This window comes from Streptomyces sp. LBL (genome assembly GCF_029893585.1).
GTDB lineage: Bacteria > Actinomycetota > Actinomycetes > Streptomycetales > Streptomycetaceae > Streptomyces.
Window position 1 is genome coordinate 47,526 of sequence record NZ_JARXYX010000001.1, and the last position, 20,605, is coordinate 68,130.

The 20,605-nt window shown below is 69.1% G+C and carries 19 protein-coding genes; 7 read left to right on the forward strand and 12 right to left on the reverse strand.

Annotation, left to right across the window (positions count from 1 at the left end):
• The first annotated feature begins 67 nt into the window (after positions 1 to 67).
• On the forward strand, positions 68 to 1,306 hold the full coding sequence (locus M2271_RS00220; RefSeq protein ID WP_280884964.1) for a transposase: 1,239 nt from the start codon (positions 68 to 70) through the stop codon (positions 1,304 to 1,306).
• Here the strand turns inward: M2271_RS00220 and M2271_RS00225 are convergent.
• A complete protein-coding gene (locus tag M2271_RS00225) occupies positions 1,303 to 2,511 on the reverse strand; it encodes an MFS transporter (protein WP_280885321.1) in 1,209 nt (402 codons plus the stop codon). The genes M2271_RS00220 and M2271_RS00225 overlap by 4 nt on opposite strands.
• 198 nt (positions 2,512 to 2,709) lie before the next feature.
• Here M2271_RS00225 and M2271_RS00230 point away from each other — a divergent pair, with 198 nt between their 5' ends.
• The 3 genes from M2271_RS00230 to M2271_RS00240 all read left to right on the forward strand — a co-directional run bounded on the left by M2271_RS00230 (position 2,710) and on the right by M2271_RS00240 (position 4,953).
• A complete protein-coding gene (locus M2271_RS00230) occupies positions 2,710 to 3,477 on the forward strand; it encodes a PAS domain-containing protein (RefSeq protein WP_280884965.1) in 768 nt (255 codons plus the stop codon).
• The gene (locus M2271_RS00235; RefSeq protein ID WP_280884966.1) at positions 3,474 to 4,451 is read left to right on the forward strand and encodes a threo-3-hydroxy-L-aspartate ammonia-lyase; all 978 of its coding nucleotides are present in this window, start codon (positions 3,474 to 3,476) and stop codon (positions 4,449 to 4,451) included. Before M2271_RS00230 ends, M2271_RS00235 begins: the two co-directional genes overlap by 4 nt.
• Before the next feature lie 142 nt (positions 4,452 to 4,593).
• Positions 4,594 to 4,953, forward strand: a complete 360-nt coding sequence (locus M2271_RS00240; protein ID WP_280884967.1) for a cupin domain-containing protein — start codon at positions 4,594 to 4,596, stop codon at positions 4,951 to 4,953.
• A 267-nt stretch (positions 4,954 to 5,220) separates the two neighbouring features.
• On the opposite strand, the gene M2271_RS00245 is transcribed toward M2271_RS00240, so the two are convergent.
• The 5 genes from M2271_RS00245 to M2271_RS00265 all read right to left on the reverse strand — a co-directional run bounded on the left by M2271_RS00245 (position 5,221) and on the right by M2271_RS00265 (position 9,872).
• Complete coding sequence (locus M2271_RS00245; RefSeq protein WP_280884968.1) at positions 5,221 to 5,904, reverse strand: HAD family phosphatase; 684 nt, start codon at positions 5,902 to 5,904, stop codon at positions 5,221 to 5,223.
• Positions 5,901 to 6,515 carry a hypothetical protein gene (locus tag M2271_RS00250; RefSeq protein ID WP_280884969.1) on the reverse strand — a complete coding sequence of 205 codons (615 nt, stop codon included), beginning with the start codon at positions 6,513 to 6,515 and terminating at the stop codon, positions 5,901 to 5,903. Before M2271_RS00250 ends, M2271_RS00245 begins: the two co-directional genes overlap by 4 nt.
• Positions 6,516 to 6,614: 99 nt before the next feature.
• The gene (locus tag M2271_RS00255) at positions 6,615 to 7,988 is read right to left on the reverse strand and encodes an extracellular solute-binding protein (protein WP_280884970.1); all 1,374 of its coding nucleotides are present in this window, start codon (positions 7,986 to 7,988) and stop codon (positions 6,615 to 6,617) included.
• Between the two features lie 64 nt (positions 7,989 to 8,052).
• On the reverse strand, positions 8,053 to 8,970 hold the full coding sequence (locus tag M2271_RS00260; RefSeq protein WP_280884971.1) for a carbohydrate ABC transporter permease: 918 nt from the start codon (positions 8,968 to 8,970) through the stop codon (positions 8,053 to 8,055).
• A complete protein-coding gene (locus M2271_RS00265) occupies positions 8,967 to 9,872 on the reverse strand; it encodes a sugar ABC transporter permease (RefSeq protein ID WP_280884972.1) in 906 nt (301 codons plus the stop codon). Before M2271_RS00265 ends, M2271_RS00260 begins: the two co-directional genes overlap by 4 nt.
• Positions 9,873 to 10,132: 260 nt before the next feature.
• Between M2271_RS00265 and M2271_RS00270 the strand changes: the two genes are divergently transcribed.
• Both M2271_RS00270 and M2271_RS00275 read left to right on the forward strand, forming a co-directional pair.
• Positions 10,133 to 10,876 (forward strand): MgtC/SapB family protein, encoded by a 744-nt coding sequence (locus M2271_RS00270; RefSeq protein WP_280884973.1) that lies wholly within the window; start codon positions 10,133 to 10,135, stop codon positions 10,874 to 10,876.
• Positions 10,877 to 11,220: 344 nt separating this feature from the next.
• Complete coding sequence (locus M2271_RS00275; RefSeq protein WP_280884974.1) at positions 11,221 to 12,768, forward strand: hypothetical protein; 1,548 nt, start codon at positions 11,221 to 11,223, stop codon at positions 12,766 to 12,768.
• Between the two features lie 243 nt (positions 12,769 to 13,011).
• On the opposite strand, the gene M2271_RS00280 is transcribed toward M2271_RS00275, so the two are convergent.
• Entirely contained in the window at positions 13,012 to 14,034 is a 1,023-nt protein-coding gene (locus tag M2271_RS00280; protein ID WP_280884975.1) for a LacI family DNA-binding transcriptional regulator, read from the reverse strand.
• A 470-nt stretch (positions 14,035 to 14,504) separates the two neighbouring features.
• Here M2271_RS00280 and M2271_RS00285 point away from each other — a divergent pair, with 470 nt between their 5' ends.
• Positions 14,505 to 15,206 (forward strand): SDR family oxidoreductase, encoded by a 702-nt coding sequence (locus tag M2271_RS00285; RefSeq protein WP_280884976.1) that lies wholly within the window; start codon positions 14,505 to 14,507, stop codon positions 15,204 to 15,206.
• A 214-nt stretch (positions 15,207 to 15,420) separates the two neighbouring features.
• Here M2271_RS00285 and M2271_RS00290 read toward each other — a convergent pair whose 3' ends face one another.
• The 5 genes from M2271_RS00290 to M2271_RS00310 all read right to left on the reverse strand — a co-directional run bounded on the left by M2271_RS00290 (position 15,421) and on the right by M2271_RS00310 (position 20,580).
• Positions 15,421 to 16,752: an FtsX-like permease family protein gene (locus tag M2271_RS00290; RefSeq protein ID WP_280884977.1), complete on the reverse strand. Its 1,332-nt coding sequence runs from the start codon at positions 16,750 to 16,752 to the stop codon at positions 15,421 to 15,423.
• Between the two features lie 3 nt (positions 16,753 to 16,755).
• Positions 16,756 to 17,541, reverse strand: coding sequence for an ABC transporter ATP-binding protein (locus M2271_RS00295; RefSeq protein ID WP_280884978.1), 786 nt, complete (start codon positions 17,539 to 17,541; stop codon positions 16,756 to 16,758).
• A 134-nt stretch (positions 17,542 to 17,675) separates the two neighbouring features.
• A complete protein-coding gene (locus M2271_RS00300) occupies positions 17,676 to 18,344 on the reverse strand; it encodes an LUD domain-containing protein (RefSeq protein ID WP_280884979.1) in 669 nt (222 codons plus the stop codon).
• A complete protein-coding gene (locus tag M2271_RS00305; protein WP_280884980.1) occupies positions 18,341 to 19,828 on the reverse strand; it encodes a LutB/LldF family L-lactate oxidation iron-sulfur protein in 1,488 nt (495 codons plus the stop codon). The genes M2271_RS00300 and M2271_RS00305 overlap by 4 nt, the downstream gene beginning before the upstream one ends.
• A complete protein-coding gene (locus M2271_RS00310) occupies positions 19,825 to 20,580 on the reverse strand; it encodes a (Fe-S)-binding protein (RefSeq protein WP_280884981.1) in 756 nt (251 codons plus the stop codon). The genes M2271_RS00305 and M2271_RS00310 overlap by 4 nt, the downstream gene beginning before the upstream one ends.
• Between the last annotated feature and the right edge of the window lie 25 nt (positions 20,581 to 20,605).

Consider the following 20,605-nt stretch of genomic DNA (forward strand, 5'->3'; position numbering starts at 1 on the left):
CACTCGATGTGATGAACGGGGCCGAATGCGTGGTGGCATCTCGTACGGGTGCCTACGATCAGTGATCGTGAAGCTGGTGGTGCAGGTCAAACTGGGGCCGACGCCCGAGCAGGCGGCGGCACTCAACGCGACCCTGCACGCCTGCAACGAGGCCGCCACCTGGGTCAGTGAGATCGCCTTCGAGTGCGGGGAGTTCAAGAACTTCCTCCTGCGCAAGCACACCTATGACGAGGTGAAGTCGAGGTGGAGCCTGGGCGCGCAGGCCGCCCAGCACGTGATCAAGAAGACCTGTGACGCGTACACCACGCTGAGGGCGAACCTGAAGGCCGGAAACCTTGGCAAGCCCGGCTCGAAGCGCTACCGCAAGGCCACCGAGAAGCCGATCGCCTTCCGCCCCCAGGGCGCCCAGGCCTACGACGACCGGATGCTGTCCTGGCAGATCGCCGAGCGCACGGTGTCGGTCTGGACCACGTCGGGGCGGGTCAAGAACGTGGCGTTCACCGCCTCGGTGGAGCAGCTCGCCACGCTCGCCCTGTACCGCAAGGGCGAGTCCGACCTGCTGGAACGCGACGGCATGTGGTTCCTCAACGCCACCTGCGAGGTCCCAGAAGCCGAGCTGAATACGGCTCCGGCGGACTTCCTCGGCATCGACCTGGGCATCGTCAACATCGCCACCACCTCGGACGGCGAGATCATGGCCGGGCGCGAACTCAACCGCGTCCGGGTCCGCGAGCGCGGCCTGCGCACCACATTGCAGAAGAAGAACACTCCGTCCGCGAAACGGCGCCTGAAGAAACGCAGGCGCAAGGAGGCGCGGCGGGCGAAGGACATCAACCACAAGATCGCGAAACATGTGGTGGCCGAGGCAGAACGCACCGGTCGCGGAATCGCCCTGGAAGAGTTGACGGGCATCCGCGAACGGGTACGGCTTCGCAAGCCCCAACGGGCCACCCACTCCTCCTGGGCGTTTCACCAGCTCGGAGAGTTCATCGCGTACAAGGCCCGCAAGGCGGGGGTGCCGGTGGTGTATGTCGACCCGGCGTACACCTCGCGTACCTGCGCCGAGTGCGGGCACATCGACAGGGCGAACCGGGTCTCCCAGGCCTTCTTCGCATGCCGGAACTGCGGATTCGTTGATCACGCAGACCGGAACAGCTCCCGCAACATCCGCGCCCGCGCGTGGGAGTTGTGGCGACGCGGGGCCCAGTCAACGGCCCCCGCTCCACCCCGGACAACCGGGGGTGGAGCTGGACGCAAACGTAGCATCGCAGCCAGTGATGCCCGTTGTGCAAGCCCGGGACTTTAGTCCCGGGTAGTTGACTGGGTTCGGGCATGACGGATCAGCCACAGCGTCGCGGCCAGGCACAGCGCCGAGACCCCGCACAGCAGAAGCGGCACAGCGCGGACACCGGACGCCTCGATGGCCTTGCCGAGTGCAGGGCCCGCCGCGACACCGCCGACCATCGACGCGGCGATGACCAGGGCGCCGGCCCGGCGGGCGCTGGGGGCCGCCCGGTGCAGCCAGGGCAGGCCGGTGGGGAAGATCGGGGCGATGAACAGACCGACACCGGCGTAGGCGTACGGGGCGAGGGCCGGGATCGAGGCCAGCAGCAGACAGGCCGTCATGCCCGCACAGGACACGGTGATGATGGCCTGTGCCGAGAAGCGCAGCGCGATCGGGGCGACCAGGAACCGGCCGATGGTCATCATCAGCCAGTACACGGAGGTGGCGGTCGCGGCGACTCCGGCCCCGTACCCGACGGTCTCCAGATGGGTGGGCTCCCAGCCGCCGACGCCCGCCTCGATGCCCACGTGCAGGACATAGAGCGCGACGAACATCCCGAGCACCGAGCCCAGGCTCCGGCGGAGGACCTGCGTGCCCCCGGGCTCCGGGGCGCCGGCCGGCTGCGGCGCCCGGTCGCGTACGCCCGTCAGACACAGCAGCAACGGCAGGTTGGCGAGGGCGAACCCGAGGAAGACCGCCGGGTAGTGTTCCGCGCCGATCGCGCCGATCAGTGCCGGGCCGAGGATCGCCCCGATGCCGAAGTGCGCGTTGAGGATGTTCAGCATCGCGGTCGAACGGCGTCCGAAGCCCACCGCGAACAGTTGGTTGAGGCCGTAGTCGATGCCACCGAAACCGAGCCCGGCGAACAGGGCCGCGGCCAGTGCGACCGGCCAGTTCGGCGCCAGCGCGAAGCCCGTTGCGCCGACCGCCATGAGCAGGTACGAGGCTCCCAGGATCTGCCGGTTGCCGAGACGGCCGTAGAGCCGGTCGAACAGCAGCACTCCGGCGACCCCGCCGACGAAGTGGGCGCTCAGCCCCAGTCCGGCGGCGGAGGGAGTCAGCCCGAACTCCTGACGGAATGCGGGGATGGCCGGCCCGTAGAGGGCCTGGAGGGCACCGATGAGAACGAAGCCCACGCAGGAGGCCACCACGGCGGCGGGGCTGAAGACCCGGGCGTCCGGTGGCCGCAGCTGGGCGGACGGCACCGGCGTGGTGCTGTCGACAATGCTTTCTTCCCCTGGCACAGCAACACCTCTCGTTCGCGCCTACGGCAGGGATGTTACCGGTAACATTCCTTCCGTCAAGGTGTCGGGCAAAGGCCTGATCGCGGGAGAAGTCGAAGCAGATTGGACTTTCCGTCCATAAATTGGACGTGTAGTCTAGGCGTGCTGGTCGGGAGAGGGCGGACGTGAGGGGGGACAGTGATGTCGGCCGAAGCGGGCCTGCAGGCCGAGCGGGACGCGATCCTCGCCGCGCTGAAACCGGTCGTCGACGGAATCGTGGCGACGTTCGGTCCGGTGAGCGAGGTGGTCCTGCATGACTACCGGCGCCCGGAGGAATCGGTCGTCGCCCTCGCTGGGACGGTGACCGGGCGGGCGGTGGGCGGGGCGATGAGCGAGATCGGCATGCGGATGGTCGCGCGCGGCGACGATGCGGCCGACGAGCTGAACTACCGCACCCGCACGGTCACCGGACAGATCGTCAAGTCCTCCACGATGGTGCTGCGGGACTCGACGGGCGCGGTGTTCGGCGCGCTCTGCGTCAACCTCGACGTCTCCGCCGTCGCCGAGGCCCACGCCCTGCTCGGTGCTCTGGCCGGCGCCGGCGGGACCCCTGCCGAACTGCCGGTCACCACCTTCGGCAACGATATCGACTCCGTCGTCGACGTGATACTCGACGCCCGTCAACTCCACCAGAACCGCCCCTGGGCGGGCCTCGACCGCGCGGAACGCCTGAAGCTGTTCCGCAGCCTCGATGAGCGCGGAGTGTTCGCCGTACGGCGCGCGGTCGAACAGGTCGCCGCCCGGCTCGGCATCTCCCGCGCCTCCGCGTACAGCTACCTCTCGCAGGCCCGGGCCGCGCCCGGAGCGGCCCCCGGCCCCGCTGACGCGTCCGGCGCTTCCGGCTCCTTCGGCTCTCTCGATTCTTCCGGTTCTTCCGGTTCTTCCGACTCCCCTGGAGGGCACACGTGACGACCACCACCCCGCCGGTCACCCTCGACGACATCCGTGACGCGGCCGTCCGGCTCAAGGGCGTCGCCCACCGCACTCCCGTCCTGCGCTCGCGCACCCTTGACGAACAGGTCGGCGCCGAGGTGTTCCTCAAGTGCGAGAACTTTCAGCGTGTGGGCGCCTTCAAGTTCCGTGGCGCCTACAACGCGGCCTCCCGGCTCACCCCGGAGCAGCTGGCCCGCGGCATCGCCGCCTACTCCTCCGGCAATCACGCCCAGGCCGTCGCCCTGGCCGCCCGTGAACTGGGCACCACCGCGGTGATCGTCATGCCGGAGGACACCCCGGCCTCGAAGCGCGCGGCCACCGCGGGCTACGGCGCCGAGATCGTGACGTACGACCGCTACACCGGTGACCGCGTGGCCATCGGTGAGGCCCTGGCAGCCGACCGGAACCTCGCCCTCATCCCGCCCTACGAACATCCCCACGTCATGGCGGGCCAGGGCACAGCCGCACTGGAACTCCTGGAAGAAGTAGGGGAGTTGGACGCGCTGATGACGCCGGTCGGTGGTGGCGGGCTGATCGCCGGCAGCGCCACCGTGGCCAAGGGGCTGGACTCCGGGATCCGGATGATCGGCGTGGAGCCGGAGGCCGGGGACGACACCAGACGATCGCTGGAGGCGGGCCGGCGCGTCACGATCCCGGTGCCCCGCACCATCGCCGACGGTCAGGCCGCGGAGACCCCGGGGGAGCTGACCTTCTCGGTCACCCGGCGGCTCGTCGACGAGATCGCCCTGGTGTCCGACGACGAGATCCGAGAGGCGATGCGGTTCGCGTTCGAACGGCTGAAGATCGTTGTCGAGCCCAGTGGCGCGACTCCGCTGGCCGCGCTGCTCGCGGGACGGGCAGGCCCGCTTCCGCGCCGGATCGGCGTGATCGTCTCGGGCGGGAACATCGACGCGGGACGGTTCGCGCAACTGTGCGCACCCGAGGCCTGACGCCGCCTCCTGTCACCCGAATGGCGGTCCCGGGTGGACGGGTGGACGATGAAGTGGTGGGCCTCCGCCGGTTCCGCCTGCCGTAGGCGGAAGACGGAGACCGGCCCCGGCCGTGAGACAACAGCCGGAAGGGAGAGTCCTCATGCTGGAGATCAAGACCCTCGAAAAGGCGGACGAGCGCCGAGACTTCCCCCGGGGGCACCTGGAAGCCGTCCACCTCACCGGACTCGACTTCGCCGTGGCGACCTTCGAGCCGGGCTGGCGCTGGTCGGAGTCCGTGGCACCGATCGCGGGTACGGAGAGCTGCCAGGTCCACCACAACGGCTATGTCGTCCAGGGACGCATGCGCATGCGCATGGACGACGGCGCCGAGAGCGAGGTCGGCCCCGGCGATGTCTTCGTGTGCCCGCCCGGACATGACGCCTGGGTGGTCGGCGACGAACAGGCCGTGGTGTACGACTTCGCCGGAGGCATGGCGACGACTTACGCGAAGGCCGACTGAGAAGGCCGACTGAGAAGGCCGACTGAGAACGCGGACTGAGCGCGGTCAGAGGCGTGGGTGAGGCGCCGAGGGGACGCACCGGGAGTGGTTGGTGGACATGCACGTGCCCTCCGGCATGTCGGAGAGCACGCGGGGTGCGGTCGAGGAAGCCGGCCCCTTGTTCCCTCGGCGAGATGGCGCTGGGCGGTGATGGTGATCGCTGCTCTGGGGATCACCTGGGTGAACTTTCGGCGAGTGCGGGGGAAATGCCACCAGTGCCGATGTTTCTCACTCGGCTGCGAGAAGCCCCAGACCCGTCAGCAGCGCCGCGGTGTCGTCGCCGGAGGTCCACAGGCAGGCGTTCCAGCCCGACTTGAGCGCGGCATCGACGTTCACCCGGCGGTCGTCGACGAACACGATGGTTCCGGCAGGGAGCCCCAGCTCGGTTGTCACGTGGCGATAGAGCGCGGGGTCGGGTTTGGCCAGGTGAAGCTCGGAGGAGAAGAACCAGTCGGTGATGTAGGGCGCCCATGAGGTTTTCCGGGCAGCCGTTGCCATCTCGAGTGTCGCGTTGGACAGGATCCCCACGCGGACATCTCTCTCCGACAGGGTTTTGAGAAGGGACAGGGCGTCCGGGCGGATCGTCGTCCATGCTTCGGTGTCGATGCGGGTCAGCTCGCTGACGGTGCCGGGCGCCGCGGGGCGGCCGAGTTCGGCGAGGACCGCGCTCCAGAAGGCGTGAGCCGTCCCGCCGCGGTCATAGGCGTCCCGGTGGGCCCAGTAGGCGGCTTCCACGACGTCGGGTTGTCGGGACAGACAGGCCGCGAGGGACCGGTAGAGCCCTGGTGGGGTGGCGAGCACTTCACCGAGATCGAAGATGACGATGCGGGGGGTGACATGCGCCTCGGGGCGGGACTGCGGCCCGGTGTCCACGCCGGCCGAGGGCGGGGTGGCTGAGGCCGGGAGCTTCACGTCACATCCCAGGAGTGCAGGTGGCGCCACGACATGTTCTGCCACCACTGGCCGCTCCAGTCGGCGCGGAACTCGAACAGCGAGTACCACCGGGCGGCGAAGGAGGCGGGCGCCTGGAGAGGAAGGCCTGCCAGGAACTCGCCCACCTCGTCGGTGAGCCGGTTGTCGACCAACAGGTCATGCGATGCCAGGCCGAGGTGCCCGGCGAACGCGTACTCGGCCACCGGCGTCACCAGGAAGTCGTCGACGGGGACCGAGAGCGGTGCGACCGCCTTGGCGACCGTGGCGGCGACCCGGCCGAGCGGTTCGTTCGGCTTGGTCCCGGAGGCATCGAGATTGACGTCGTATTCGTAGGTGCCCGATCCTGTGCGGGAGATGCCGCTGTTGTAGACGGGGAACGGGTCTACGTTCTCGAAGACCGGGTCGAGTGCGGAGACGACCTCGGCCGCTGCCGCGTTGGTGCGCAGATTCCCGATGAGGGTGGCGTGCGGTGGGAACGCTCCTGCCGACACGAGGCCGAACTGCTTGTTCAGCGCGATGGTCACCTGGGTGACGGCCCAGCAGGTCGCCGGGTCGGGCCGGAGGAAGATTCCGTAACGGATGTCGGTCAAGGTCGTCTCTTTCCGTTCTGCTTGCTGTAGTGCTGGCCGTTGTGCTTGCTGTTCTGCCGGGTGTTCTGCCTGGCGCCGGCGCCAGGCCGGCCGGCCCCGCTACTGGCCGACCTGTTCCTGATACGTCTTGATCGCGCTCTTCGCGTCGGCCGCGGCTTCGTCGAGTGCCGCACCGACCGGCTTCGAACCGGAGAAGGCGGCCTGGAGCTTGTTGATGTTGCTGGTGCGGATCGCGGTCATCGCACCGGTCACGCAGCCGGCCGCGGCCGACACGTTCGGCGTGTTCTGGACCTGGTGGGTGAATGTCTGGAAGTTCGGGTTCGCCTTGAGGTAGGCCTTCTGCGTCGCGGACGAGTCGGTCTCGGTGTTGATCGGCACGTATCCGGTCGCGTGGCTGAACTCTTCCTGGGCGGCAGGCGAGGTGAGGAAGGTCTCGAGCTTCCAGCCCGCCACCTGCTGCGCCTGCTTGGCGGTGTTGCTGAGCCAGAGGGCCGAGCCGCCGATCAGGGTCCCCGAGGTGCTCTTCGGTCCGGAGGTGGGGAAGGGCATGGCCTGATAGTCGAACGGCGTTCCTGTCTTGAGAACCCCGAGGAGGCCCGAGCTCTGCAGCAGGAAGCCGACCTTGCCTGCCTGGAAGGCGGAAATGCCGGCGGAGCCGTCGGGGGCCCCGTCCACTGCCACACCGGTGCGGTAGAGGTCCGCGACCTTGGTGATGGCCGACTTGGCGGGGCCGGTGTTGATGGTGATGCCGGTGGCTGCCTTGCTCTTGCGGCCGTTGCCAGGGGTGCAGAAGTCCTGGCCGGCAGTTGCCGTGAGCTGCTCGATGTACCAGTCGTCGTCGGGCATGGTGAAACCTTTCTGCCCGGTCTTCTCGGCTACGGCCTTCGCCGCGGCCACCACGGAGTCCAGCGTGCTGAGGTCCGTGTCCTTGGAGATGCCGGCTTTCTTCAGCAGATCCCAGTTGACCCAGAGCACCGGCGTGGACATGTTCATGGGAACGGCTCGCAGTGTGCCGTCGACCGTGTAGTAGTTCCGGCCGGCGCGCGAGAGCTCGTCGAGCTTCAGATCACCGGGGTTCGCCTTCGCCATGTCCTGGGCCGGGATGCTCTTCTTCACGTCGGTCAGGAATCCGGTGGCGATGTCACCCGCGAGCAGGACCGTCGGTGTGGAGTTGCTGCGCAGTCCTGCCGTGTACTTGGCCAGGAGGTCGGCGTACGCGCCCTGGTAGGTGGCCTTGACGTGGATCTTGCCCTTGTTGGTGGCATTGAACCTGTCGATCAGCTTCTCGAACGCGACACCGTTCGCGGCGCCGAGACCGTGCCAGATCGTGATCTGCGTGACGCCCTTGGCGTTCTTCAGTGCGGACGGGTCGGGCGCGGACGCACCGGTGCTGCCACTGGAGGAGGAGCTGCAGGCCGCCGCGCCTGCCATGACCGCCACCACTGTGGCCGTGGTCAGGACTCTTTTCTTCATGGGGATCCCTTGGATCGATGTGGGTGGAGCAGGGGAAACGGCCTGGGGGAGCAGAGGAAACGGCCTAGCGGAGGACTCCGCGGCTCAGACCGTTGATGAGGAAGCGTTGCGCGAAGATGACGAGGAGCATGGTCGGGACGACCACCAGGACGGCCCCGGCGAAGATCACGGACGGGCTGCCCGCTTCCGAGGCGGCGAGCTGGGAGATTCCCACCTGGATGGTCCGGGCGGCGGCCGTGTCGGTGATCAACAAGGGCCAGAAGAAGCCGTTCCAGGCGGCCAGGGCGCTCCAGATGATGGCGTTGGTGACCTGGGGCCTGCAGGTCGGCATGATGATCGTGAACAGTGCCCGCAGGTCGCCGGCGCCGTCCAGCCTGGCCGCTTCCCAGATTTCGAAGGGGACAGCCGCGAAGGCCTGCCGGAGCAGGAAGATCGGGTATCCCGCGGCCAGGTACGGGATCACGACTCCGAGGACGGTGTCGCGCAGACCGATGGAGCTGACGAGCTCGTAGTTGGGGATGACGATGCTCTCGCCGGGGATCGCCAACGTGACAAGGACCAGCCCGAAGGCGAGCCGGCGGCCGCGCCAGCGGGGGAAGACCAGGGCATACGCGGCCAGCGCACCGGTCAGAAGCTGTCCCACTGTCTGCAGCGTGACGACGCCGACGCTGACGAGGTATTCGCGCAGCAACGGGATGGCGGTCGTCGCTTCGTGGAAGTTGCGAAGCGTCACATGGGCGGGATTCGGGACGATCCCACTGCGTGCCATTTCTCCGTTCGGGGTGAAGGCACTCACGAAGGAGACGTAGACGGGAAGGAAGACGACGGCCGCGAGGACCAGGACGGCAAGGAATCTGATGATCGTCCCGATGCTCGGAATCCGCAGGACCTTGCGGGACCGGATGCGCAGGCCATGGCGGGGGCGCGTCGGCGTGCCCGCACCCGTATGCGTCGGGGTCGGCCTGATGTCTATCGAGATCACGCTGTCTTCTCCCGTCCGAACAGTCGGAACTGAAGCGCCGTGATCGCAGTGACAATGAGGATGAGAATGATCGCGATGACTGATGCGCGGCCGAAGTCCGGTGTTCCGTTCCCGAAGGCCAACTGGTAGAGGCGGTACACGAGGGTGGTTGTCGCGCCGGCGGGCCCGCCCCTGGTCAGAACCTGGATTTGGGCGAAGGACTGAAGCCCCGTGATGGTCTGCGTCACCACCAGGAACAAGATGCTCGGCCGCATGATCGGCACGAGAATGCGAGCCGCGAGACGGAAGCCGCCGGCACCGTCCAGCTGGGCTGCTTCGATGATTTCCGGAGGAACGTCCCGAACGGCCGCGGTGAGCACCAGAAAGGCGAATCCGAACTCATACCAGGCGGTCGCGATGGCAATCGCCCAGACGGCGGTGAACGGGTCGGACAGCCAATGCGGGCCCACCGATCCGAAATTAGCGAGAATGATGTTCAGCACTCCGACCGAGGGGGCGAACAGGCCCGCGAACACAGCGGAGGCCGAAGCCGCGGAATACGCGAACGGAAGAGAAAAGATCACGTTGAAGAACCCGGCGCCCATGAGCCGCCGACGCAGCAGAAGCGCCGCGCACAGTGCGCCGACCGTGGCCAGGACCATACCCAGCAGGGCAATGACGATCGAGATCGTGACCGTGTGGAGGAAATCGGAGTCCGTCAGCAGGGACACATAGTTGTCCAGGCCCACGAACCGGGTCGGATTCCCGATGAGGTCGCTGGCGTAGGTACTGAGCTGCAGGGTTCGTACCAGCGGTCTGAAGACGAACACCACCAGGAGAGCGAGCCCTGGTACCACCAGCCATGGGCCGATGCCGGCCCTGCCCCATCTGACCGTCGGACGCGACGAATCGGTTGAATGCATATCTCCTCCTTTGCCCGCCGCTCTCCATGTCCACCACGTTACGGGAACGTTCCCGGACTGGCAATGACTGGAAAGTATCAGAGGCGGAAGAGATGGATCAAGCATCGCGCGGAAGAACAGCAGGTTGCCAGAAGAGTCCGATTCTGCGACAGGACGTCTTGCTCAAATGGGGTGATCGACGTAGCGTGCGGCACCGGGAACGTTCCCGGCCTGTTGGTGCGCTGGGAGGCCCAGTGAAGGCACCATGAAAGGGTCACCTCGTGACAGACCCCGGCACTCTCCTCGGGCTCTCGTTCAGGATCTTCGTCGCGATCGCGCTGGGTGCGGCGATAGGTCTCGAACGCCAGTGGCGTCTGCGGACCGCCGGCATCCGCACCAACGCCCTGGTCTCCGTCGGCGCCTGTCTCTTCGTCATCATGGGAGCCGTCGGGCTCGGTCAGAACCCCGGCGCCGACCCCACGCGCGTGGCGGCCCAGGTCGTGTCCGGGATCGGTTTCCTGGAGGCCGGGGTGATTCTGCGAGACGGGTTCGACATCAGAGGACTGACCACGGCCGCAACCCTCTGGTGCGCCGCCGCGATCGGTTCCCTCGCCGGGGCAGGCATGGACATCATGGCGCTCATCGGCTGCCTGGCGATCATCGCGACCAACACGCTCCTGCGGCCGCTGGGAAGGTTCGTCAACGGGCGCCGACGGCACGGCGGTTCTCCGTCGGCGCAGGCCGAGGAGGGCGGCGCCCCGACCGACTACCTGCTTGAGGTCGTCACGTCGGACAAGAGTGAGCCGAGGGTCAGGGCGCTGGTTCTGCAGGCGGTCGATCGCCCGGAGTACACCCTGCGGTCGCTCGACATCCGTTCCGGGAAGAGTACGCGGACGACGGTGCTGGCCGGCGTGTCAGCGCACCACGCCGGTGCCACGGCCGGCCTGGAGATCGCTGTCCATCGGATCGGTCTGGATCCCAAGGTGACGTCCAGCCGGTGGTGGCCGGCCGAAGCCGACGACTGACAACCGGCGACTGACCATTGACAACCGGCGACTGTCCATTGACGTTCTCCACGATGCACACCGCCCACTGGGGCCGCGGAGTGGGTGCTGATCGGGTCCCTGCTGCCTGTCCCCGTCTGCTTGCCGCACCAAAGACGGAGGCCCGACCGTGATGACACCTTCCACGCCCCGCAACCCGCCCCGCGGGGTCGATGCGGGCACTCTCCCGGTCACCGCCCTCGGCGAGGGCCCGGCCGTAGCCGCGGCCGTCCTGGCCGGGGTCGACCATGAAGCCGGCGTCGACGAGGTTGACGAAACCCATACGGGCAAACCCCGTTGTCGGTGCCGGGCGCTTGAATGGCGTCATGAACCTCCACGAGGTCGCCCGGCGGATGCCGGGCACCGCTGCGCTCCGTGACCATTGCCGCTCGCTGGCTGTGCTGCACGCGATCCTTGAACCGGACGCTGCCCGCCGGCGCTGCACCTTCGCCGCCCCGGAGACCGGGCCGCAGACAGCTCAGCTGCTGCACCGGGACGGCCGATGGTTGCGCGTCGGCTTCTCCGAGGCCGGGGCGCTGCTGCATTGGCACCAAGACCCGGGGCAGGGGCGGCTGAGGGTTCTGGACGACGTCCCCAAGGTTCTGTGGCCGATACTGGGCGACGCCCGGTGCGACTGCCTGGAGGACCCGCAGCTGATGGCCGCCGCCTTCTGGCGGGAGAAGGGCGACGACGCTTGGCGGGTGACGGACGAGTCCGCCCCGGGGGGCGCCCCGTCCCTTCTCCGCTGCCTCACCGACCGCTCCCCCGAGCGGGCCCGCCGGTTCGCCGCCAAGAGTTACGGTACGCCCCCGGATCTGGAGGCGGTCCGCCACCTCATCGACCTCCGGCCGCCGACCGGCGCGCTCGTCGCCGGGCTCAACCCCGTCCGTGCCCTGGCCGACCTCGGGCCGGACCTGGCGTCCACCCGCTACCCGTTCGGGCCGAGCCTCGCGTCCCCCCTCCGACCCCTCAGGAAGACCCTGCTCCCGTCAGCCAAGTCCCGGCAGGACATCGAGCTGTTCCGCCGTCGCGACGCCTCCGGGCTGATCACCACCGCGGCCTTCCGGTACCGGGCCGGCCACGACCAGCAGCATTTCACCGATCTCCGCGCCAACGTCGACAGCGACATGGTGGCGATCGGCGGCGGCGCGACCGCCGTCGATTCACCGCACGGCGCGCTGCTCACGGCCTCGTACCCGGCGGACGACGGCTCTGCCTGGCTGGCATCCTCAAAGGACCACAACCTCCCCCAGCCGCACCGGCTGACCGCCTTCGCCATCGGGATGAAGATCGACGGAGTCAGCCGTGAGCGGCTGGCCGGGGAACTGCTGACCGTCGTCCGGACCCGGAGCCGGTACGCCGCGCACCCCTTCGTCTCCGCCCGGGTCCCGGATGGCCACACCCTGATCGGCGGGGGTTTCCGGGTCAACTGGCAGGATCCCCGGGGCGGTAACGCCGAGGGCAACCTGGCCACCGCGTCCTTTCCCCGGGCGGGCGATGCCTGGACCGTTCGCTCCAAGGACCACCAGGTCTCCAGCCCCTGCACCATCGACGCCTTCGGAGTCTGCCTGAAGTCCTCCTTCGTGATCGAGGGAGCCGAGTACATCGTCGATGCCTGGACGGACTTCACGGAGAACGAGGGCGGCCCGGTACCGCATCCCTCCTGCGCCCTGCCGCTCCCCGCGTCCGGACACGTCCTGACCGGTATCGGAGCCGAGGTGCTCCCCACTGAACCGGGCTCCCTGCTGTGGCAGTTGGAACCCACGGCGGACGGCACAACCCCGGGTGTCAGGTCGGGCGCGAAGCACCACGGTGAGTGGTCACCGACCACTCTGTGCGCGTGGGTGTCGGGTATCCGGCTGTTGCGGAGCTGACCACCACCCGGGCCTCGGCCCCGTCGCGGGCACGGGGCAGGGCCGCCGGTGAACCGCCCCGCCGACCGCGCTGGTGCGGGCCTTGCTGGTGCTGACGAACCGGGGAAGTCGCCGCTGACCGATGATCTTGTCGATGGACTACCGCCCCCGGACTGGGCCGAGCTTCCGGCGTCTGAGCACACCAGCCGCCCTGACGTGCAGTTTTTCACGATGACACGGCTCGTTGACGACTGGCTCGGCCGATCAGGACGTCTCGACGACCTTCGCCGCCGTCCTGCCCGCGACGAGGGTGCCTCTGAGCTCGACCAGCCGGTCCTGATCCGTCTTTCCCTCGACTCGGTCGAGCAGGAGATCGATCGAGGTCCTGCCGATCTCCTCCACCGGCTGACGAAATGTGGTGAGACCCAGATAGGGAGTGGCCAGGGGGCCGAATCCGTCGTAGCCGGTCACGGCGAAGTCTTCGGGGGCGGACTCACCCCGCTGCCGCAGAAGCTCCAGGACGTCGACCGCTGCCGCGTCGGTGGGACACATGATGGCCGTCGCTTCGGCACCGTCGATCTCGGAGGCGATCACTCGGGCCGTTTCCTTGTCCGAGGGGACCTCCCATACCAGGGGCGTTCGTCCCGCCGCCCGGATGCGGTCGATCATCGCCATGCCCCGGGCGTACTGGCTCAAGGAATACGACTGTTCCACCAGAACGACCGCGATGCGCCGGTGTCCGAGCTGCAGCAGATGATCCGCCAGCACGTTGCCGCCGTCAGCGTCATCGCAGAACACGCTGGTGATGCCCCGACTTGTCTCGCGCCGCCCCGCCACCACGATGGGGACGCGGTCGATGAAGGGGACGATCTTGTCCGAGGGCAGCCGGGCAGAGGACACGACCAGACCGTCCACCTGCAGGGAAACGAGATTCTTCAGCGACTGCAACGCGTCGGCGACCTCCAGGTCGCCCGCGCTCGTGACGGTGACGATCTGATAGCCGCGGCGCTCGGCCGCACGCTGCATCGCAACCTGCAGCCAGGCATAGAACGGCCGCGTCACGTCCCGGAGCAGGACGCCGACCGTTTTGGTCCGCGAGCTGACAAGTCCCCGTGCCATGGCATTGGCCACATACCCAAGGTCTCGCGCCGCCCGCTCGATCCGCTCCCGCGTTTCCGCGCTGACTTCACCCTGACCCGACAGAGCACGTGACACGGCGGACTTGGAGACGCCTGCCTCCGCGGCGATGTCCACAATCGTAGGAGCCTTGCCACGGGCCCTCGCCATCCGTTCCAACTCCTCGCCATGCTGCTGCACCGATGTGTTCCGGGAACGTTCCCTGCCATGACTATAACCGTTGGCCGCAGTGACTGACGGGCTGCGACAGGCTCTCGGAGACCGCCGCGGTGATCGGCTGAAAGATGCCGATCGACGCTGTGGAGCGAGCCGACAGCACCGGCGTGGATCAGCCGCCGGACGGGCCCGAACCCTGCCCGGCCCGCGCATCCCGTGTTGAGTATTTCGCGCCCGGCGATGTTCCTGTCGTGCCCGTCCAGGAGCCAGGGTCCCGAAGCGGCGAGAAGCGGACTACGGCGGTTCCGGTTCGGTCGTCCATGGGCGGGCCATGAGGGAGGCCGGGGACATGCCCCGATCCTGCGGGAGGAGTCCGCCGGTTGTCGTACTTGCCGATTGGAAACCGATCGGTTTACTGTGTTCGAGACACATAACCGATCGGTTTCAAGCCTCTGGAGACTCCCATGACCACCATCGAAGGTTCCGTCGCCCTGGTCACCGGCGGCAGCCGCGGCATCGGCCGGGCGCTGGTCGCCGCCCTGTACGAGCGCGGCGCGAAGAAGGTGTACGCCACCGCCCGGGACCCGAAGACTGTCCCGCACCCGGACGCGGTGCCGCTGGCCCTTGAGGTGAGCGACCCCGCGTCCGTCGCGGCCGCCGCCGAGCAGGCACAGGACGTCACCCTGCTGATCAACAACGCCGGCAGGTCCGTGAAGGCCAACTTCCTGGACTCACCCGTCGAGGACGTGCGCCGCGAGTTCGAGACCAACTTCTACGGCCCCCTGCTCGTCACCCGCGCCTTCGTCCCCGTGATCGAGCGCAACGGCGGCGGTCACATCCTGAACGTCCACTCGGTGCTCTCCTGGCTGGGCCTCGCCGGCTCCTACAGCGCCTCCAAGGCCGCCCTGTGGTCGCAGACCAACTCCCTGCGCCTGGACCTGAAGCCGCGCGGTATCGAGGTCACCGGCCTGCACGTCGGATACGTCGACACGGACATGACCGCGGAGGTCGACGCACCGAAGAGCACCCCGGAGAGCGTTGCGGCCCAGGCCCTCGACGGCATCGAGGCCGACGCCTTCGAGGTACTGGCCGACGACCTGTCCCGGCAGGTGAAGGCGGGGCTGGCCGCCGATCTCGCGGTGCTGTACCCGCAGTTGGCCGCATAGCCGAAGGCTGTTTCTCCCCGCCGTCCGACACCCTGGCCAGATCAGCAGCACGCGTCCCGCGCATCTGTCACGACGCGGCCGGGTGACGTAACCGCTACGTGCGGAAAGGGCGGTCGTCGACGTGCGGAAAGGGCGGTCGTCGACGTGCGGAAAGGGCGGTCGTCGACGTGCGGAAAGGGCGGCCGTCGAACCGGCCGCCCTCCCTCCGGCGTGGTCACGCGGCCACCGACACCGCCTCCACAGCCGGCGTACGCAGCACTCGCCGGGCCGTGGCCAGGCTCGTCCCCAGCGTCGCCGCCGCCGCGATCGACGCCACCGCCAGCCAGATGCCCAGGCCCTGGTCGGGCAGGACCGAGTCGGTGCGGACGACGGTGAACGGGATGATCCCGGCCAGCGCGGCCACCGTGCCGAAGAACAGCCCGATGACCGTCAGGGCCAGCGCCTCGGCGCCCACCGTGCCCAGTACCTGCCCGGGAGTCGCCCCCGCGAGGCGCTGTTGCCCGAACTCCCGGCCGCGGTACGTGGTCGCCGCGTACAGCGAGTTGACCAGCATCACGCAGACGAACACCACGATGATCCCGACGACCGTCACATTCAGCGTCGCCAGGTTCTTGGCCTCGACCGACCTGGTCAGCCCCGAGGCCTCGACCGCGTCGCTCTCCACGGCCTGCATGTACAACGTGGCCGTGGCGACCGCCGTGAACAGGATCAGCGACATCAGGATCCCGGCGAGGTGGTCCGCCCGGCGGCGTAGATTGCGCACCGCCAGCCAGCCGCTCGCGCCGGTCAGCGGCAGCCGGTCCAGCACGCCCTTCAGCAGCCGCGGCGCGAGCAGGGCGCAGCCCACCGACAGCAGAATCGCCCCGTACGCCGGTGTCGCCATCAGTGCCTCATCGGTCGCCGAGAAGGCGAAGGTGGAAAGGGCTCCCAGGGCGCCGGCCAGCAGTGCCGCGTACGCGAGGACCGACCGTGTCCTGCCCCGCCGCCGCTGCCCGCCCGATGCCGGCCGCTGCCCGCGTGTCGCCCGCCGTACGGCGAGGAACGCGGCGCCCGCCGCGGCGAGCAGCGTGACGTCGACCCCCGACACCAGCGCGACCGTACCGAAGGAGTGATCGACGGACCGCGCGACCTGACCGCTGTCCTGGAACATCTCCAACAGTGCCCGCCCGCCCAGCATCGCCGGGCCGATCGCCAGCACGGCGCCCACCAGGGCCACCGCCACCGCCTCACCCACCACCATCCGCCGGATCTGCCCCGGGGTCGCCCCCGAGCAGCGCAGCAGCTCCAACTCGGCCGCCCGCTGACGGACGTTGACCGTCAGGGTCGAGGCGACCGCGAAGAACACCAGCAGGGTGCCGTACCCGCCCACCACGCTCGCCGACGTCGTCAGCGTGTCGGCGCTCACCGAGTCGACACCGCTCTGTCCGGCCGTGTCGTACAGGGAGTTGAACGTCATGATGATCGTCGCGCCCAGGAAGGCGGCCAGCAGGGTCGCGAGGAACCGTCCGGGCCGTCGCCGTATCGACCGCATGGCCAGCAGGAACATCGCTCACACCCCCGTCGTCATGTCGTCGCCCAGGTGCGCCAGCCGTTCGGCCACCGCGTCCGGCGTCGGGCCGTCCATCCGCCCCGCCAGCCGGCCGTCGGCGAGGAACAGCACGGCGTCGGCGAAGGAGGCGGCGAACGGGTCGTGCGTCACCATCACCACGGTCCGTCCGTGTACCTTCACCGCGTCCTGGAGCAACCGCAGCACACCGCGAGCGCTGCGCGTGTCCAGCGCACCGGTCGGCTCGTCCGCGAAGATCACCCGGGGCTCGGTGACCAGCGCCCGGGCGATCGCCACCCGCTGCCGTTGGCCGCCGGAGAGCTGGTCGGGCCGGTGGCCCAGCCGGTCTCCGAGCCCGACGGACGTCAGGACCTCCCGGGTCCGCCCGCGGTCCACGCGCTGCCCGGCGAGCTTGAGCGGCAGCACCGTGTTCTGCGCGACGGTCAGCGTGTCCAGCAGGTTGTACTGCTGGAACACGAACCCGATCCGCCCGCGTCGGAACCTCGTCAGCTCGGCCTCGCTGCCGCCGGTCAGCTCGGTGCCGTCCACCCGCACGATCCCGCTGTCGGGCCGGTCGAGCCCGGCCGCGCACTGCAGCAGCGTGGACTTGCCGGAGCCCGACGGCCCCATCACCGCGGTGAACGTGCCACGTCCGAGGGTGAGCGTGACACCGTCCAACGCGGTCACGGCACTGTCGTCCGTGCCGTAGATCCTGCTGACCTTGACCAGCCGCAGCGCCTCGGGGGCGGGGCCCGGGTCGGGCGTACGCCGTGAGCCTGTGCCAAACATCGTCACCACTCTCCGTCCGGCACGCCGTGTGCCTCACCGAAGAAGCTACGGAGACGACGGACGGGGCACATGGGGCGCAGAACCCGTATCCGGGGGTGTACTCAGCGACACCACTCAGCTACACCCAGCGCCCGTCAGGGGGTGACCTCCGCGCTCGTCGGGGAGCTCACCAGCACCACCTCCAGGGTGCGCGGCCCGTGCACGCCCTCCACCCGGTCCAGCTCGATGTCACTGGTGGCGGACGGGCCGGAGATCCAGGTCAGCGGGCGGGACGGAACCAGCCGTGGCATGGCCTGCGGCACCGACGACACCACCTGCTCGGGAACCCGTACGACACAGATGTGGTGGTCGGGGACGAGCGTGATGCGGCGCCGGCCCTGGTCGGGGCCGCCGTCCAGGACGATCGTGCCGGTCTCGGCGATCGCCACCGCGCACGCGGTCACCACGCTGTCGATCCGGTCCAGTTCGTACGGGGTGCTCGTTGCCCGGTCGGGGATCAGGTCGGCCTCCGCCTGCGCCAGCCACTCCGGATCCAGTCCGGTCGGCACGACCACGGTCTTCGAGCCCCTGGCGGCCAGCATCCCGGCGATCGTCGCCGCCAGGTCAGCGGCGGTGCAGCGGTGCACGATCGCCCGGTAGTCCGCCAGGTTCTCGGCCAGCAGATCCACCGTCCGCTCGACACCCAGGTCGCCGTGCTCACGCAGATAGTCCCGGGGAACCGCCTGCTCGTACGGCGTGTCGTCCTCGGGCACGTCCACGAGCGCGCGCCGCACCCGGCCCAGGATCCGTTCCCTGCTGCTCACTTCGCGGTCCCCTTGTCGTCGTTGCCGCCCCGCGTCCGCTGCCACCAGTCGCGGAACGGCTCCGCCGGCACCGGCGGCAGATCCCGCGTGTCGCTCCACGCACCGCCCGGACCGGGCAGCGTGCGCGGATGGAAGCGGCGGGTGCGCGAGGCGAGCCGCTGGCCGGTCCGCAGCGCCCCCGGGCGGGAGAACGCCCAGCGGGCCGCACGCATCGCCGCCCGCTCGGCGGCATGCCCCTTCGCGGGTTTCAGCACCACCTTGTTGCCGTCCCGTGTCACCGGGCCGCCCTCCACCACCCGCTCCCGCAGATGCACCAGCACCTCGGGGATGTCGATGGCGACCGGACACACCTCGTAGCAGGCCCCGCACAGCGACGAGGCGTACGGCAGGGACGCGTCGATCGCGCTGGCCGTGCCCCGGAGCTGGGGACTGAGGATGGCGCCGATCGGGCCAGGGTAGACCGAGCCGTACGCGTGCCCGCCCGCCCGCTCGTACACCGGGCAGACGTTGAGACACGCCGAGCAGCGGATGCAGCGCAGGGCCTGGCGGCCGACCTCGTCGGCGAGGGTGTCGGTGCGGCCGTTGTCGAGCAGGATCAGGTGGAAGGTCCGCGGCCCGTCCGCGTCGGTGGTGCCGGTCCACATCGACGTGTACGGGTTCATGCGCTCGGCCGTCGAGGAGCGGGGGAGGGTCTGCAGGAACACCTCCAGATCCCGCCAGGTCGGCACGATCTTCTCGATGCCGACGACCGAGATCAGCGTCTCCGGCAGAGTCAGGCACATCCGCCCGTTGCCCTCGGACTCCACGACCACCATCGTGCCGGTCTCGGCGACCATGAAGTTGGCGCCGGAGATGCCGACCTTGGCGCGCAGGAACTTCTCCCGCAGGTGCAGCCGGGCCGCGTCGGCGAGTTCGGCCGGGGTGTCGGTGAGGCCTTCGGGCGCCGGACGCCCCCACTCGCTCATCTCGTGCGTGAAGATGTCCCGGATCTCGCCCCGGTTGCGATGGATGGCGGGGACGAGAATGTGCGAGGGCCGGTCCTTGCCCAACTGCACGATCAGTTCGGCGAGATCGGTCTCGTAGGCGCGGATGCCCTCGGCCTCCAGGGCCTCGTTGAGCCCGATCTCCTGCGTGGCCATCGACTTGACCTTGACGACCTCCGGCTCGCCTGTCTCCTTGACGAGGTCGGCGACGATCCGGTTGGCCTCCTCGGCGTCGGCGGCCCAGTGGACGATGCCGCCCGCGGCCGTGACCGACTCCTCCACCTGGACCAGATACCGGTCGAGGTGGCGGAGAGTGTGGTCCTTGATCTGCTTGCCGGCTTCCCGCAGCTGCGCCCAGTCGGACACCTCGGCCACGGCCTTCGCCCGCTTGGCGCGGATGGTGTGCGTGGCATGGCGCAGATTGCCGCGCAGGGTCTGGTTGTCGACCGCTTCGCGCGCGGCCTCCGGAAAGGCCGGCATCCCTACGAACGTCCCGCTCATACCGCCGGTTCCTCCTCCGTGCTCGCCAGGATCTCCGCGATGTGCACCGGCCGCATGCCGGACCTCAGCCGGGTCATGGTCCCCCCGATGTGCATCAGACAGGAGTTGTCGGCCGCGCACAGCACCTCCGCGCCGGTCGACTCGGCGTTGCGCACCTTGTCCGCGCCCATCGCCGCCGAGACATCGGAGTTCTTCAGCGCGAACGTGCCGCCGAAGCCGCAGCACTCGTCGGCGCCCGGCAACTCGGCCAGCTCCAGCCCCTTGACGGCCTGGAGCAGCCGGCGGGGCCGGTCGCCCAGCCCCAGACCGCGCAGCCCGTGGCAGGTCGGGTGGTAGGTCACCGTGTGCGGGTAGTACGCCCCGACGTCCGTCACCCCCAGCACGTCCACCAGGAACTCCGTGAGCTCGTACGTCTTCGGCACGACCGGCGCGAGGGTGGCCGCGAGGCTGTCCCCGCGGCCCTCGGCCCGGGCCCGCTCACCCATCCGCGGATACAGCTCCCGCACCATCGCCCCGCAGGACCCGGACGGGGTCACGATCGCCTCGTACCCCCCGAATACATCGGAGAAATGCCGGGCCAGTGGCTCCGCCTCATGCCGGTACCCGGTGTTGTAGTGCGCCTGTCCGCAGCAGGTCTGGGCCATCGGGAAGTCGACCTCGACGCCCAGCCTGGTCAGCAGTTTCACCACGGCGCGCCCGGTGTCCGGATAGAGCGTGTCGTTGACACAGGTCAGGAACAGGGCGACACGCATCGCGGCTCCTTGTGGTCGGTCATCG